Annotated in this window: 13 protein-coding genes, 1 tRNA gene and 2 pseudogenes; 8 read left to right on the top strand and 8 right to left on the bottom strand. The window is 41.3% G+C overall.

Annotation, left to right across the window (positions count from 1 at the left end; translation table 11 throughout):
* Nucleotides 1–91: 91 nt before the first annotated feature.
* From ACFVS1_RS17770 to ACFVS1_RS17760, 3 genes and pseudogenes are all read left to right on the top strand, one after another.
* Complete coding sequence (locus tag ACFVS1_RS17770; protein ID WP_387549472.1) at nucleotides 92–1,744, top strand: glycerol-3-phosphate dehydrogenase/oxidase; 1,653 nt, start codon at nucleotides 92–94, stop codon at nucleotides 1,742–1,744.
* A 192-nt stretch (nucleotides 1,745–1,936) separates the two neighbouring features.
* Nucleotides 1,937–2,113, top strand: a pseudogene (locus ACFVS1_RS17765) (sodium:alanine symporter); the annotation flags it as partial.
* Nucleotides 2,110–2,427: pseudogene (locus tag ACFVS1_RS17760) on the top strand (alanine:cation symporter family protein); the annotation flags it as partial. The pseudogenes ACFVS1_RS17765 and ACFVS1_RS17760, both read left to right, overlap by 4 nt.
* A 398-nt stretch (nucleotides 2,428–2,825) precedes the next feature.
* On the opposite strand, the gene ACFVS1_RS17755 reads toward ACFVS1_RS17760, so the two are convergent.
* From ACFVS1_RS17755 to ACFVS1_RS17740, 4 genes are all read right to left on the bottom strand, one after another.
* Complete coding sequence (locus ACFVS1_RS17755) at nucleotides 2,826–4,046, bottom strand: PucR family transcriptional regulator (RefSeq protein ID WP_387549470.1); 1,221 nt, start codon at nucleotides 4,044–4,046, stop codon at nucleotides 2,826–2,828.
* A gap of 136 nt (nucleotides 4,047–4,182) precedes the next feature.
* Nucleotides 4,183–5,649 (bottom strand): sodium/proline symporter PutP, encoded by a 1,467-nt coding sequence (gene putP, locus ACFVS1_RS17750; RefSeq protein ID WP_387549468.1) that lies wholly within the window; start codon nucleotides 5,647–5,649, stop codon nucleotides 4,183–4,185.
* 167 nt (nucleotides 5,650–5,816) lie between these two features.
* The gene (gene pruA / locus ACFVS1_RS17745) at nucleotides 5,817–7,358 is read right to left on the bottom strand and encodes an L-glutamate gamma-semialdehyde dehydrogenase (protein WP_352926354.1); all 1,542 of its coding nucleotides are present in this window, start codon (nucleotides 7,356–7,358) and stop codon (nucleotides 5,817–5,819) included.
* A 57-nt stretch (nucleotides 7,359–7,415) separates the two neighbouring features.
* Nucleotides 7,416–8,333 carry a proline dehydrogenase family protein gene (locus tag ACFVS1_RS17740; protein WP_352926352.1) on the bottom strand — a complete coding sequence of 306 codons (918 nt, stop codon included), beginning with the start codon at nucleotides 8,331–8,333 and terminating at the stop codon, nucleotides 7,416–7,418.
* A gap of 400 nt (nucleotides 8,334–8,733) precedes the next feature.
* Here ACFVS1_RS17740 and ACFVS1_RS17735 point away from each other — a divergent pair, with 400 nt between their 5' ends.
* Nucleotides 8,734–8,901, top strand: a complete 168-nt coding sequence (locus ACFVS1_RS17735) for a hypothetical protein (RefSeq protein WP_352926350.1) — start codon at nucleotides 8,734–8,736, stop codon at nucleotides 8,899–8,901.
* A gap of 370 nt (nucleotides 8,902–9,271) precedes the next feature.
* Here ACFVS1_RS17735 and ACFVS1_RS17730 read toward each other — a convergent pair whose 3' ends face one another.
* Complete coding sequence (locus tag ACFVS1_RS17730) at nucleotides 9,272–9,502, bottom strand: helix-turn-helix domain-containing protein (protein WP_134782497.1); 231 nt, start codon at nucleotides 9,500–9,502, stop codon at nucleotides 9,272–9,274.
* A 238-nt stretch (nucleotides 9,503–9,740) separates the two neighbouring features.
* Between ACFVS1_RS17730 and ACFVS1_RS17725 the strand changes: the two genes are divergently transcribed.
* The 3 genes from ACFVS1_RS17725 (at nucleotide 9,741) to ACFVS1_RS17715 (ending at nucleotide 12,053) form a co-directional block, all read left to right on the top strand.
* Entirely contained in the window at nucleotides 9,741–10,136 is a 396-nt protein-coding gene (locus tag ACFVS1_RS17725) for a VOC family protein (RefSeq protein WP_352926347.1), read from the top strand.
* A 24-nt stretch (nucleotides 10,137–10,160) separates the two neighbouring features.
* Nucleotides 10,161–10,532, top strand: a complete 372-nt coding sequence (locus tag ACFVS1_RS17720; protein ID WP_387549464.1) for an MmcQ/YjbR family DNA-binding protein — start codon at nucleotides 10,161–10,163, stop codon at nucleotides 10,530–10,532.
* Between the two features lie 330 nt (nucleotides 10,533–10,862).
* Nucleotides 10,863–12,053 (top strand): aminotransferase-like domain-containing protein, encoded by a 1,191-nt coding sequence (locus ACFVS1_RS17715; RefSeq protein ID WP_387549462.1) that lies wholly within the window; start codon nucleotides 10,863–10,865, stop codon nucleotides 12,051–12,053.
* 276 nt (nucleotides 12,054–12,329) lie between these two features.
* On the opposite strand, the gene ACFVS1_RS17710 is transcribed toward ACFVS1_RS17715, so the two are convergent.
* Together ACFVS1_RS17710 and ACFVS1_RS17705 are read right to left on the bottom strand one after the other, a co-directional pair.
* Nucleotides 12,330–12,402, bottom strand: a tRNA-Ala gene (locus ACFVS1_RS17710).
* 114 nt (nucleotides 12,403–12,516) lie between these two features.
* On the bottom strand, nucleotides 12,517–13,224 hold the full coding sequence (locus ACFVS1_RS17705; RefSeq protein ID WP_352926340.1) for an MgtC/SapB family protein: 708 nt from the start codon (nucleotides 13,222–13,224) through the stop codon (nucleotides 12,517–12,519).
* Between the two features lie 152 nt (nucleotides 13,225–13,376).
* Between ACFVS1_RS17705 and ACFVS1_RS17700 the strand changes: the two genes are divergently transcribed.
* Nucleotides 13,377–14,276 carry a DMT family transporter gene (locus tag ACFVS1_RS17700; RefSeq protein WP_387550119.1) on the top strand — a complete coding sequence of 300 codons (900 nt, stop codon included), beginning with the start codon at nucleotides 13,377–13,379 and terminating at the stop codon, nucleotides 14,274–14,276.
* Nucleotides 14,277–14,308: 32 nt separating this feature from the next.
* Here the strand turns inward: ACFVS1_RS17700 and ACFVS1_RS17695 are convergent, their stop codons facing one another.
* Nucleotides 14,309–14,494, bottom strand: a complete 186-nt coding sequence (locus ACFVS1_RS17695; protein WP_101223533.1) for a hypothetical protein — start codon at nucleotides 14,492–14,494, stop codon at nucleotides 14,309–14,311.
* Between the last annotated feature and the right edge of the window lie 431 nt (nucleotides 14,495–14,925).

Here is a 14,925-nt window from a genome sequence, read left to right as displayed (position 1 = left end):
GGAGAATTCACGAATAACTGCACGAATTCACCAGTAAACGCAGAATCCATACAAAAAAACTAGAATGCAATACTTTAAGGAGGAGTCAGGGATGAGGTTTTCAAATATACATCGGGAAGAAACGATCGAACTTTTAAAAAAAGAGAAATATGATGTGGTTGTCATTGGCGGGGGAATTACCGGTGCAGGGATCGCCCTGGATGCAACGACCCGTGGAATGAAAGTGGCTTTGGTTGAAATGCAGGACTTTGCAGCAGGTACTTCAAGCCGCTCGACAAAACTTGTTCATGGCGGATTGCGGTATTTGAAGCAATTTGAAATAAAAATGGTTGCCGAGGTTGGTAAAGAGCGGGAAATCGTTTATGAAAATGGACCGCATGTGACCACGCCGGAATGGATGCTGTTACCGATGCACAAAGGTGGCACCTTCGGGAAATTCAGTACCTCCATTGGACTTCGGGTATATGATTTCCTTGCGGGTGTTAAAAAAGCTGAACGCAGGAAAATGCTATCGGCGGAGGAAACACTTAAACGGGAGCCTCTCGTTAAGAAAGAGGGACTGAAGGGCGGAGGCTACTATGTTGAATATCGGACAGATGATGCACGCCTTACGATTGAAGTGATGAAGGCGGCTGTCGATAAAGGGGCAACTCCGATAAATTATACAAAGGTAGAACAATTGTTATATGAAAATGGAAAGGTGAACGGCGTCCAAGTTGCCGATTTACTTTCAGGTGATGCTTATGAAATATACGCAGACAAAGTCATTAATGCAGCAGGTCCATGGGTGGATTCCATTCGTGAGAAGGACCAATCGAAACAAGGGAAAACGCTGAAGTTATCCAAGGGGGTTCATGTGGTCATCGACCAATCGAAATTCCCGTTGAAGCAGGCGCTTTATTTTGATACGCCTGATGGCCGGATGATTTTTGCCATCCCGAGAGCTGGTAAAGCTTATGTAGGGACAACGGACACTTTTTATGATGGTGATCCTGCAGTGCCGGCGGTTACTTCCGAAGACCGTGCCTATTTATTAAAATCGATACATTATATGTTTCCAGAAGTGAACATTACGAATGATGATATCGAATCTAGCTGGGCTGGGGTAAGGCCGTTGATTCTTGAAGAAGGGAAAGATCCTTCTGAAATATCAAGGAAAGATGAAATATGGGAGTCCGATTCTGGCCTTATCACGATTGCGGGAGGGAAATTGACCGGTTATCGCAAAATGGCTAAAACGACGGTCGACCTTTTGGCAGGGAAGCTTGCCGAGCAATCCAATCAAACTTATCCAGCCAGCAGCACTAAGGGCATGCCGATTTCCGGAGGGGATGTCGGGGGATCAAGTAATTTCTCTGATTATATCAAGAAACATATTCAAATGGGAGTAGCCTCAGGACTCGCTGTAAAGGACTCCGAAGCGATATTGGCCATGTACGGGTCCAACGCACCTGTGTTATTCGATATCGCAAAAAGCGAAGGAGACGGAGGAGCAAGCAGCGGCCTTCCGCAGAAATTGTTCGTACAGCTGAAATACGCACTAGATCATGAAATGGCCGCAACTCCAGTGGATTTCTTCTTCCGCAGGACGGGGACGCTATTATTCGATATCGATTTAGTCCAAACGCATAAACATGCAGTGATCGATTATATGGCTGGATATTTTGGATGGACGGAATCAACAAAAATGGAGAGAGCCAATCAATTGGAACAGGAAATATCGGGTGCGATTAAAGTATCTTGACCTATATGCAAAAAAATGACGCCGGCGGAATCGCTGGCGTTTTTTGAATTCGGGATGTGATTTTCGGGATATTTGCAAGTGAAAAATAAAAATATTCATGTAAGGTTTCCTAACGCAAAAACTATAGTTTAATTAATCCAGATGAAATATAATCATTAGATAAATTAGAATTTTCAAAAAATAGGAGCTTTATTGTCAGAGTTTATTACGGCTTTAAATGGAGTATTATGGAGTGCGCCAGTCATTTATATTTTATTGGGAGTAGGCTTGTTATTTTCGATTTTAACCCGTTTTCTGCAAGTGAGGCATATTAAGGAAATGTTCGTTTTGATGTTCCAAGGCAAAAGTTCGGAAGCGGGGGTTTCTACTATTATTATGCCGAAACCAATATCGCTTATTTAATGCGCAACCGGAATGGTAAATGGGCCATGTTCGCCTTGAAAATCATTATCCTGGCGGCCAGTTTTTACGATCCGTGCGTACAGCAGAACTGGCCTGGGCATAATGGTGTGGCTCAATGTCATTGCCATTTTAATTCTGGCTAAACCGGCGCTTATTGCGTTAAAGGATTACGAAAAGCAAAAGAAGGCAGGACTGGATCCAGTTTTCAATCCGAAAGCTTTTTAAAAAATGCCGATTTTTGGGAGCGTGAATACCCCGGCAACAAAGAAAACGTTTCTTGAAGGAAAATGCCCTTATTTTAATATAAAATAGGAAAATACATAAAAAACCAGCTCAAGGTATTTGAGAGCTGGTTTTTTATAGTTTTGTGGATTGGACACACCTGTGATGGATTCCATGATCACCTACCTTGGGGGATATTCTTGTTGGCGGCACTCCGCAAGTGGAAGGACCATCGAAACTCTTGGTCTTAGCAAACTATCGAAAGAGGAAATCATTGATTTTGTTCGTACTGGGACGCCTAAAGTTACCGTATAGGGTGAATCAGTAAAATCGTTATAACCCTTTAGAAAGATAATAGTGAAACATGTATAAGGAGAGAAGAATACGGCAGACCTAGCCGCGTTTTTTCTCTCCTTTGCTTTTTGAATCTCCCGAACTTAAAAACAGGATCCTCTGTTTATGATCTCTGCTTTATAAGCTGTAAATCGATGTATAGTTGCATTCTCGAATGAAAGTCATCAAAATCGATTGAGGTGAGATCGGTTATTTGATTCAATCTATATTTCAATGTGTTGGTATGAATGTATAGCTGTTCAGCTGTCGGTTTGATCCGGCAATTGTTCAACAGATATATTTCCAGAGTTTGAAGGAGTTTGGTCTGGCTTTCCTGGTCCTTCTTTTGAAGAATCTCTAAATCCGTATTGATATAATTCGTTTTAGCATGATGGTTGGAGATCATTTCGAGGTAACGGAAAATCCCAAGCTTGCTATATTGGAAGGGAAACTGTTCAGGTTCACCGATGAACTTGGCTGCGTTGATCACTTCCAGGGCTTCGAGATAGGATTTTCTTAATTGAAGAATCGAAGAATACTCATTTCCGATTCCCGGGAATACCTTTTTGTCATTGAATTGGGAAAGAACGGTGTTCGTTAAATCATTGGCGCTATCGGTAAGCAGGTCTTTCCCTTTTCCGTTGCTGCCAATCAAGACGATGATCTTCAATTGGTTTGTGAATACATGGGTGAAATGATTCAATGCATTGGCAAATAGACTGACTGTGTCCGTTAATTCATCGAAATGTTCCGCATCGGATTGAGCGATGGTAAAGACATTAACAAGGAAAGTTTCCGGAATGAGAAGACTCATATTGGCGGCTTCCCATTTTATTTGGTTTTCGGTTTGATAGACTTCGTCAATGACCTTTTGATAAAACTCATTTTTTTCTTCATCTTTTTTCATGTTTATCTGTTTTTTCTGATAAAGGAGCTTGCCGATATGATGGGAAACTTCATGTAAAAATTCCAAATCGGAATCAGTCATCATTTCCGTTTCCTGGACCCAAATGAATCCGAAGACTTGTCCTTTGTGAACGGCGCTCACAACGACTCTTTGATTTAATCCGATTTCCTCGATTTGCTTGACCCTAAATGGATGCTCTACGGTTTTAAGCTGTTCGACAATGCCCTCATCCATGAATTTTTCCAGAATTGGAATCGGCCAATGCTTTGTGAAGATGGTTTGCCGATTGGCTTGGTCGAAGTGTTCGATATAATATGAACTATATGCCAGCAATAAAAATTGGTCATTTTCGATGACGACTGGTTTTTTTAAATAAGTGCTGACCATATCCGTTATATCGTTGATGTTTGTGAGAGTTAGGATTTTTTCTAATGACATATATGGCCCCCTGTTATTTTTTGAAGTATATGACAACTAAGTTTAATAATACTTTTAAAGTAATGATGTGTATAGGGGGGAGAAGAACAAAGAAGGAACGGTATATGAAAAAATACCGTTCCTTTTAGGGGTTTTATTATTGTTTTAAAGTTTTTTCGAATTCTTCGAATTTCGCTTCTACTTCTTTTGATGGTTTCGCTGTTAGAAGACTGACCAGGATGATGGCAATCAAGCTTGCGCCAAAACCAGGAATCATTTCATAAAGCGTATCGGATAATCCTGCCATCGACCAGAAAATTACAGTCCCGGCACCAACGATCATCCCTGCTAAAGCGCCCCATTTTGTCATTCGTTTCCAGCAGAGGCTTAGTATGACCAATGGACCGAATGAAGATCCGAATCCAGCCCATGCATACCCGACAAGTCCAAGGATCGTGTCATTCTGTTCCCAAGAGAGAATGAGCGCTATGACGGATATGGTCAGTACGGAAAGTCTGCCCAGGAAAACAAGCTCTTTATCTGAAGCGGAACGACGGAAGAAAGTTTTGTACATATCCTCCGTTAATGAGCTGGCCGTAACCAACAACTGTGAAGAAATCGTGCTCATGATTGCTGCCAGTATTGCGGAAATCAAGAAACCAGTGATAAGCGGGTGGAATAGTATTTCCCCTAACTCTATGAAAATCGTTTCAGGATCAGCTAACTTCAGGTTGTTCTGATGGAAATACGTGATACCGATGAATCCAGTCAGCATGGCACCGACACTGGAGAAAATCATCCAACCCATCCCGATAGTACGGGCTTTTTTGATCTCTTTAATAGAACTGATGGCCATAAAGCGGACAATGATATGCGGCTGTCCGAAATAACCCAATCCCCAAGCAAATAATGAGATGACTCCTAAAAAGCTCGTCCCCGTGAAAATATTCAATAGAGCAGGATCAATGGAACGTGGCGTGTCAATCGCAGGACCGAAACCGCCAACATGGAAAAGGGTGACGATCGGTACAAGAACCAAGGCGACAACCATGATGATCCCTTGAACAAAGTCTGTCCAGCTCACTGCCAGGAATCCACCGAATAATGTATAGGCAACGGTGACGCCTGTTAAGATCCATAGGCCTGTATGGTAATCAAGGCCAAATGTACTTTGGAATAAGACTCCGCCGGATACCATTCCGGAAGAAACGTAAAAGGTAAAGAAAACGAGGATAACCAAAGCCGAAATGAGCCTTAAGATCTGTGAGCCCTCGCCAAAACGATTTTCCAAGAAAGCGGGGATCGTAATCGAGTTATTGGCGACTTCCGTATAGGTCCTCAATCTAGGTGCAACATACAGCCAGTTCATATAGGCTCCTAATGTGAGACCGATTACAATCCAGATTGAACTTAGTCCTGTTGCGAACATGGCACCAGGCATACCCATTAAAAGCCAACCGCTCATATCCGCGGCACCGGCGCTTAATGCAGTGACAGCAGGTCCAAGACCCCGGTCGCCCAGCATATAATCATTTAAATTGGAAGTCCTTTTGTAAGCGAAGTAACCGATGAGAAGCATGCCAGCCATGTAAATGCTGATGGAAATTATTAATGCGTAATCCATAAAAGACTCCCTTCGTGATGAAATATATAATTTTTTGTTTTAAAAGAGGAAGCAACCTATTTGTCACTTCCTCCATTTAACTTCATTTTGGTTTCCGTATCCAGAATGGAGGATACGGAAACCATAGGGGTTTCAAATCATCTTCCAAATTGCTCAATAGAACATTATCAGAATGTTTCGGATGTTGTTTTTGCTTGCATATGAAGCTGCAAGTAGTCCGGTCCGCCTGCCTTGGAATCAGTTCCTGACATGTTGAACCCGCCGAATGGCTGATAACCTACGATTGCACCAGTACAGCCGCGGTTGAAATACAAGTTCCCGACATGGAATTCTTCGCGTGCCTTTTCCATATTAAGGCGATTTGTCGTAATGACAGCCCCAGTCAAACCATATTCAGTGTTATTGGCAATCTCAAGTGCTTCGTTAAAGTCCTTGGCTTTTGAGAAGGCAACGACTGGTCCGAAGATTTCTTCTTGCATCAAGCGGGCTTGAGGATCGACATCAGCAACGATTGTCGGCTGAACGAAGTAGCCTGTAGAGCTATCTCCTTCTCCTCCAGTCAGAATGCGTCCTTCTTGGTTCCCGATTTCAATATAGCTCATGATTTTGTCAAAAGCAGCTTGATCGATAACTGGACCCATGAAATGATTTTCTACAGGATTGCCAACTGTAAGTTGTTTTGTTAATTCAACAGCCCGATCTAATACTTGATCGTATACATCTTCTACGATGACAGCACGTGAACAAGCAGAACATTTTTGTCCAGAGAAGCCAAATGCAGATTTCACGATCGATTGAGCGGCCAATTCAAGATCTGCCTCTTTGTCGACAACGATTGTATCTTTGCCGCCCATTTCAGCAATGACACGCTTCAGCCAAATTTGGCCTTCGTTCACTTCTGAAGCACGTTTGTAAATGCGCAGTCCTACATCACGTGAACCTGTGAAGGAAATGAAACGTGTTTTTGGATGATCGACCAGGTAGTCGCCGACTTCGGCTCCGCTTCCTGGAACGAAATTCAACACACCTGCTGGTAGGCCTGCTTCAAGCATCACTTCAACGAATTTCGCAGCAACGATAGGAGTTGTAGAAGCTGGTTTCAACAGGATTGTGTTACCAGTGACGATAGCGGCAACAGCTGTACCTGCCATGATCGCAAATGGGAAGTTCCAAGGAGAAATGATGATGCCTACCCCTAATGGAATATAATCATAGCGGTTAAATTCTCCCGGACGGCTTTGAACAGGCACACCATCTTTAAGCGTAAGCATTTGACGAGCATAGAATTCAAGGAAGTCGATCGCTTCCGCTGTATCCGCATCAGCCTCATTCCAAGGTTTTCCCGCTTCTTTCGTCAATAACGCAGAGAATTCATGTTTGCGTCTGCGAATGATGGCAGCCGCTTTGAACAAAACGTCAGCGCGGATTTCCGGCTTCACTTTTTTCCAGCTTTCAAAAGCGGTAACAGCTTCCTGCATGGCTTTTTCAGCAAGATCCCTGTTCGCTTTCGATACGCGGCCGATGACCTCTTGCTTATCTGCAGGGTTATATGAAACGATTTTCTCCTCAGTCGTCACTTGCTCTGCCCCGATATAAAGAGGGTAGTCTTGCCCTAAGTAGCCTTCAACAGTTTGAAGCGCTTCCTGATACGCTTTTTTGTTTTCCTCGTTTGTAAAATCGACAAATGGTTCGTGTTTATATGAAATCATTGATCATCACACCTTTTAATAGATTTTTTGTAGCAATTAATAATGTTGAATGTATATTTAGCTTCTGACCATCCCTTTGAAGGCAAAGGCAATATTGGATGGCCTTTCTGCAAGCCTTCTCATGAAGTATCCATACCAATCCAGACCATATGGTACATAGACGCGCATTTTGTAACCTTGCTTAACCAATTCGTATTGAGTTTTGTTTCTCATGCCATAAAGCATTTGGAATTCGAATTGTGTATTTGGGATGTCATGTTTCTTAGCCAGCTCTTTCGTATATTCGATGATTTTATCATCATGTGAGGCAATGGCCGTGTAATTTCCGTTAAGAAGACTTTGCTTAATCAACTTTTTATAGTTTTCGTCTACATCATCCTTTTCGGGAAAAGCCACCTCGGGAGATTCCTTGTAGGCACCCTTTACGAGACGCAGGAATGGCTTATACTGGGCAAGGTCCTCCAAATCTTTCTCTGTGCGGAATAAATATGCTTGTAGAACAGTACTTATGCAGCTGTATTTTTCTTTGAATTGCCTAAAGATATCGATTGTTGCCTGACAGCGAACTTCATCTTCCATATCGATCGTGACCATGACCTTATGTTTTTCGGCTGTATCAAGAATTTTCGTCATATTCTCAATCACGAGTTTATGATCGATATCAAGTCCCAAAGAAGTCATCTTCAGAGAAACCTGTGAGTCAAGTTTTTCCCTGCTGATCATTTCGATGGTTTCGATGCATTCTGCCGTACGTTCCAGGGTCACTTCCTTCGAATCAACGAATTCCCCAAGATGGTCGACTGTAACCGACAAGCCGCTATTATTAAGTTGTTTAATGAATTTAATGGAACTTTGGAAATCAGTTCCCCCAATGATCTTTCCAGCAGCAAAATTTCCTCCGCTTTTTTTAGCAATATTATTAAGCAGATTATTTTTAGATAAAAATAAGAAAAAGTCCCTTGTAATGGCTTCCATATAAAGCGCACCCCCTAAGAAGATGTATTTCAATAAATTAAGCTTACGGTTTTTCGACAATATTCTCAATGTTCCAAAAAAACAATAATTCTGTCATTTGTTTGTCGGTTTTGGACAAATGAAAAGGTTTACATTGTTTCTTGTATGTTCAGATGAAACGAAGGTTTATATTTTAATGTAAAGAGAAACGCTAGAGGCAGAGCCTTTATTAGTAAGCAATGATGTGAATGACAGCAATAAATACGTTTAAAAGTGGCATCTCGACCATAATCATCCAATGCGTTATAATGAACCTTATTTAACAGAATGGGCAAGGCCCAAGAAAAAACGAAAAATGACAAAAGTAAAATAGATGTAAAACCGTAATTAAGTCGCATCGGCAAGCCGGGGAGGTTAAGGAATGATAGATGCTGTACTTGAAGAACTTAGAGAAACATCAGGATTGATAATAGGATTAATAATGGCCCTGATAATAATGGGGCTGATCGGTTATGCCCTTACGAATGTACATGAATCCATTGTGTCACCTGTGGTTCAGTTCATAAAGAAAATGGTTAGTCGAAAATAGCTGAGACGGAATACATATCCCTTTGTCTTTCAGTGATAACAAGCCCTAATTATTGAAATCCCTGCAGGGCTTGTCTAAAAGCGACAAAAGAGCCGCAAGCTATAAGCATATTATCCGAGATAGATGAAAATCCCCCGCTCCTAATGGAAGTGGGGGATTTTCATTCAGGGGATGCTGTTGCTCTCATATGAACTTTCACCTAATAATCTCTTCCGCGGAACTCTAAGGAAATAAGTTTGAAAAGCTGGGGGCAGTTGGAATGAAGGGATTTCGAAAGTATTGAAAATGGCAGTGGATGCAGGCAATAGGAGAGTTTGAACAAGAATTGAATAATACATTTAGCTCCGGCCATAAGCTAGGGCCTTTTTGTTCACAAATCAAAGTAGTCATCTGCCTTTGCGCCTGCATCTATACTCCGAACCGCCTTCATGATTTTCTTTAAAACCCCGGCTGACGGTACATACTTGGGGTCGCTGCAAACTCTGCTTATCGTATTGCGTGAGATTCCTGACGCACTTACAAACTCCTCTTGTGTATATCCGTGCTTATCGATTAATTTACCTACCTTGCTCCGCGGTTTTCTCTTCCCGAATCTAAACATTTTGATAACCTCCTAGAATTATTTACTAGCAGTCTCGTCAAACTTTCACAAAAATATACTCATAGTTTCGCAAATATTTGGTATACAAAATAATAGAAAAGCGTTTCCCGGGTTATTGTGTGATAAAGCTCCAATCTCTTTGAATTTATTTCCATTTAAATTATAATATTAAATGGGTAGCGAACACAGATTGAATAATGTAAGGAATGGTTAATTCATATGTACTTAGGAGGGAATCATGGGAAGAATCGTTCATTTCGAAATTCATGTGAATGACATGGAACGGGCAAAGAAGTTTTACGGAGAGGTATTCGGATGGTCATTTCAAGATTGGAGTGATTATGCAGGAATGCCTTACTTTGGAGCAGTAACTGGCAATGAGAATGAACTTGGGATCGATGGTGCCTTGATGCAGCGTCGTAGTGCTCCGCCGGAAACGCACCAAGCATTAAATGCATTTGCTTGTACCATGGGAGTGGAAGATTACGATTTAACGGAAGCTAAAATCATTGAGAATGGCGGCAAGGCCGCAATGCCCAAATTTGCCCTGCCCGGAATGGCTTGGCAAGGATACTATATTGATACCGAAGGCAATACTTTTGGAATTCATCAACCCGATGTGAATGCAAAATAGAGTGGATAATAGGTGAATTAAAACATGAAATCCCAAGACACGGCAGGCATGCTTGAAAATGTACGTAATATCTGTCTTGCGCTGCCCGAAGCTGTTGAACATATTGACGGATTCGGTCACAATACTTTTAAAATCAATGGGAAATCCTTCGTGATTTCAGGTGAAAGTGAGAAAGGATTCAGCTTGTCGTTCAAGTCAGATCGAGAAACTCAAGAATTATTGCTACAGAAAGAGAATTTTTTCAAAACCCCATATATAGGACGTCACGGTTGGGTTTCCATTCAAAATCCGGATAGGGAAGACTGGGATGAATTGACCCATCTAATTCAAGAAGCCTATTTACATGCGGCACCGAAGCGTATGGTTAAGAAATGGAATGAGTTGAATGAAAAGTGAAGGAAGGCGGACGATCTGCCTTTCTTTATTTTTTCGGAATTTTATTTTCTATCAGTTCTAGAGATACTGATAGACTAAACCGCATAGTTAAAAGAAAAAAGCTAGCGGTCAAGCGAGTTCTGTGTAAGAGGGACTCCGGAATTTGTAAAATATAAAGAGAGGGATTGTTGTCTCCCACCGGAAGAAAGCTTAAAATTAATAGTAGGTTATTTTTACATAAGATGGATGACTACCTGCGGGAATTTTTGATTTGTATCGTAAATAAGCAGCTATCTTCAAAAATCACGAGTATCAATTAAGATTTGATTGACGGGGAGGTGTATGGTTGAAGTGAATGTTGAATCTTTTTTTTCTCAAAACATTAAAACGGCACTTAAGAATGACCCGCCCGGTGCATGGATGCCAGATCTGCCGGATGGTTGTATTCGCTTGAGTTCAGGCTATCCTGATCCTTCGCTCGTTCCCGCTGGGGAACTCAAGGCAGCTGTTGTAAAACTTCTTGATGAGGAGCAGGATTTGCCGCTCCATTACCTTGGAAGTCCACGAATTGCAAAACTGAAGCAGCGAATCCAGAAAAGATTGGCAGAGCGTGGAATTTACACTTTGGAAGAACAGCTTTTGATTACATCAGGAGCTTGCCAAGGAATTGACCTCATTGCCCGGATTCTCCTTGATGATAAAGCGGTCGTAGCGGTGGAGTCTCCCACCTATATGGAGGCTCTAGAGATTTTTCAAAACTATACGAAGCAGATTATCAGTATACCTATAGATAAAGAGGGGCTTCAAACATACCGATTAAAAGAAATGCTGGATGAAAGGAAACGTACAGGTCAGACGCTCCCGCGTTTTCTTTATACTATCCCAAGCTATCAAAATCCAACTGGCACGACTATGACAATTGAGCGCCGGAAGCATTTATTGGAGCTCTCCATCGAGTTTGATTTTCTCATTCTAGAGGATGATGCGTACGGTGAATTATCCTTCGATAAAAATCCGGTGCCAATAAAATCTATGGATGAACGCGGGCGGGTCCTCCACGTTGGATCCTTATCCAAGGTTGTTGCGCCAGGAATGCGGATTGGATGGATAGCAGGAGAAAGTGAATTCATTAAGGCTTTAGAGTGGTTTAAAAAAGATTTAGACCATCCATTTGCTCAAAGTACAATGGCTGTATACTTAGAAAACAACGATTTTGATAAACGGCTTGACCTACTAAAAGATGTGTATCGTTCTAAATGTAATGCGTTAATCCGTTCGATGGAACAATTTCTTCCAGAATCCGTTTCATGGTATGTACCAGATGGTGGTTACTTTGTTTGGGTGAGAATTCCAGGTGTGGATACGTCGCATTTATTATCACAGGCTCTGGCTGAGGGTGTTTCATATGTTCCAGGAAAATACTTTTTCTTGGATCAAAACGATGGATCCGAGTTTCTCCGGCTTTCGTTCAGTTATGCCAATGAGAAAGACATATTCAAGGGAATTCGAAGACTAGGACAGCTTATCTCATCTTTTTCATAGATTGTCCTGAAGGATTGTTAGTTGATTAATAATTGCACACTATAAGCTATTTCGAAGCGTTTATTGAAAAAAATTGAAAGTACCTACCTCCTTAAAGGAGGTAGGTACTTTGTTAATGAGGATTCTTTAACTTCTTCGAGATGATTTTTTCGCAAATTGGTTCATACTTTTAATTCTTGAAAGGAACTAATGACGTTTTTGAACAAAGTGTGATCTGTACGTTTGTTTTTTAAAAAGCCAAAGAAAAAACCCTTGCTACACAAGGGTTTCTAAGTATGGAGCATAGCGGGATCGAACCGCTGACCTCTACGCTGCCAGCGTAGCGCTCTCCCAGCTGAGCTAATGCCCCGAATTGAGGTACAATAATTATTTTATCGGATTTTGGTGAAAAGTCAATATAAAATATGAGATTTTTGCAAAAATGATAAAAAACCCGTTTGAGTGTAGTCAAACGGGTTTTCTATTATGCATTTTCAATCTCTACCCTTTCAATCTCCTTAAGGTTGGAAACGGTGTAGTACACTTCCGATGTTCTGACTTTATGATCGACCAGAACTTTAAGTGTCAAGAGATGGTTGTCATTTGCGACATCTTTGATTCTAAGGTTTTTGATGAATATTTTTTCGTCTTTTATTTTTTTCAGTACGAGGGCAATGTCATCTTTATTTTGTACGACCAGCTGCAGAAAGATTTCTTTTTGCCGTAGCTTCATCGGTCCGAGCCAGGTGACGATTGCGGGCACCAATTCGACACTTATGATCAATAGGATGACGCCCGCTATGGCCTCGAGGAAAAATCCAGCTCCAACGGCGATACCGATCCCTGCTGCTCCCCAGATGATGGCGGCGGTCGTTAAACCGGATATGCTGTTGTTGTCCCGCCGGAGAATGACACCAGCGCCGATAAAGCCTACGCCAGAAACGATTTGGGCCGCTAGACGTAAGGGGTCCATCGTGATATTTACGTCATCGCTCCCCGGGAACTTATAAGCAGATTCCATGGAAACGATCGTTAATAAACAACTCACGATAGAAATGACCAGGCTTGTTTTTAATCCTACGGGTTTTCGTTTCATTTCTCGCTCGAGTCCGATAATTAGTCCAAGGAGAGCTGAAATGCCCAATTTGATAAGGATTTGAAGTTCCGATTGAGGGTCGAATGTCCATTCCACTTTGTTTCACCACTTCCGAATTATTATCGAAGAATAAGATCGTCTGTTGCCATATACCCGCTTTTCAAAAAAAACTACCCTAATGATTTTAACATAGTAGAATAGAGTTCAATGAAATGTAATTCTGTTTGAATGGAGGAATTTGAGTGCAAATGCCAAAAGTCAATCCCTATGTAGCGTTGGCGATCGGTGTGGCATCCGTATCGTTTTCGGCCATCCTTGTTAAATTGGCGACCGCTCCATCGGGTGTTATCGCTTTTTATCGTTTATTATTTACCGTCCTACTTATGTTGCCGGTTTTCTTGATGAAATACCGTCATGAACTTAAATTCATTGAAAAAAAGGATTGGCTGTATTCGATTGCGGCAGGAGTGTTTTTGGCTTTTCATTTTATTTTATGGTTTGAATCGCTTAATTACACATCGGTTGCGAGTTCAACTGTGCTTGTCACCCTCCAGCCCTTATTCGCTTTTGCAGGAGCTTACCTGTTTTTTAAAGAAAGATTTTCAATGAAGGCAATATTGAGCGGCATCATTGCGATAGCAGGCAGCCTCGTCATTAGCTGGGGTGATTTGAGAATTAGCGGTATGGCGCTTTGGGGAGATATTCTTTCGCTTATCGCATGTGCGCTGGTAACCGGTTATTTACTGTTTGGTCAAAATGTCCGAAAACGCATCTCTTCTATAACATATACATTTGTCGTGTATGCAATCAGTGCTGCCGCATTGTTTTTATATGTGATCTTCAAGGGAGAGGCATTAGCACCTTATCCTGCTTCCGATTGGGTCTATTTCATTTTGCTTGCGATTTTCCCGACTTTATTAGGGCATTCTTTATTCAATTGGTCACTAAAGTGGTTAAGCACTTCGACGCTTTCGATGGGAATCTTACTTGAACCGGTGGGAGCGACAATTCTGGCTTACTTCATATTAGATGAACCGATACTCTGGACCCAGGTCCTGGGAGGCACCATCATATTGGGTGGTTTGATGATGTTCTTAAAAGATGAGAAGAAAAGCAAGGCACATGGAGAAGCGCAAGTTTCCGTATAAAAGCAGTAAGTCTCCCGACTTACTGCTTTTATTTAATAGGGGTGAAACAAATAGGTGATCCTTGTGAAAACCAAAGCGAAAGTAAAGCTGAATAAAAACGTCGTGCCATTCACCTTGCCTTTTTCTCTGCTGAACTTGATGGCTTCGTAATAAGCGGTACTGAATAAGTAAAGGGTCATACTGTAAGAAATGAGTAATCCGATTAATGGTAGATTCATTGCTTCACCTCATGGAAAAAGATATCTATATATGACTATTTGTGTTTCTTTGGAAATATGCTTCGTTTATTCATAAACCGTGAGCTTGGCCCAGAAAGCAGGGATAAGGGTGAGTTGTATAAAGAATATATAGAAGAAAATAGGTGAAACGTTTTTTTTTTGAAAAAGTTTTAAAAAACGTATTGCAAACATTTTTAGTACATGGTATATTATTTCTTGTCGCTAAGACAGCAACTTAAACAGCTAACAAGCTGTGAAAAACATTTTAAAAAAAGTTGTTGACGAAACGTGACAGAATGTGTTACATTATAGAGGTCGCTTCTGAGAGAAACGACAATAAATTGCTCTTTGAAAACTGAACAAAACAAAGCGCCAACGTTAAATTTTAAGTGAGCACACACTATCAAAAAAGCAAATGAGCAAGTCAAACA

Origin of the sequence: Peribacillus sp. NPDC058075, assembly GCF_042885195.1 — a bacterium.
In the GTDB taxonomy this organism is placed as follows: Bacteria; Bacillota; Bacilli; order Bacillales; family DSM-1321; genus Peribacillus.
The sequence above is the reverse complement of the archived record's forward strand: the minus strand, read 5'-3'. Positions and strand labels throughout refer to the sequence as shown.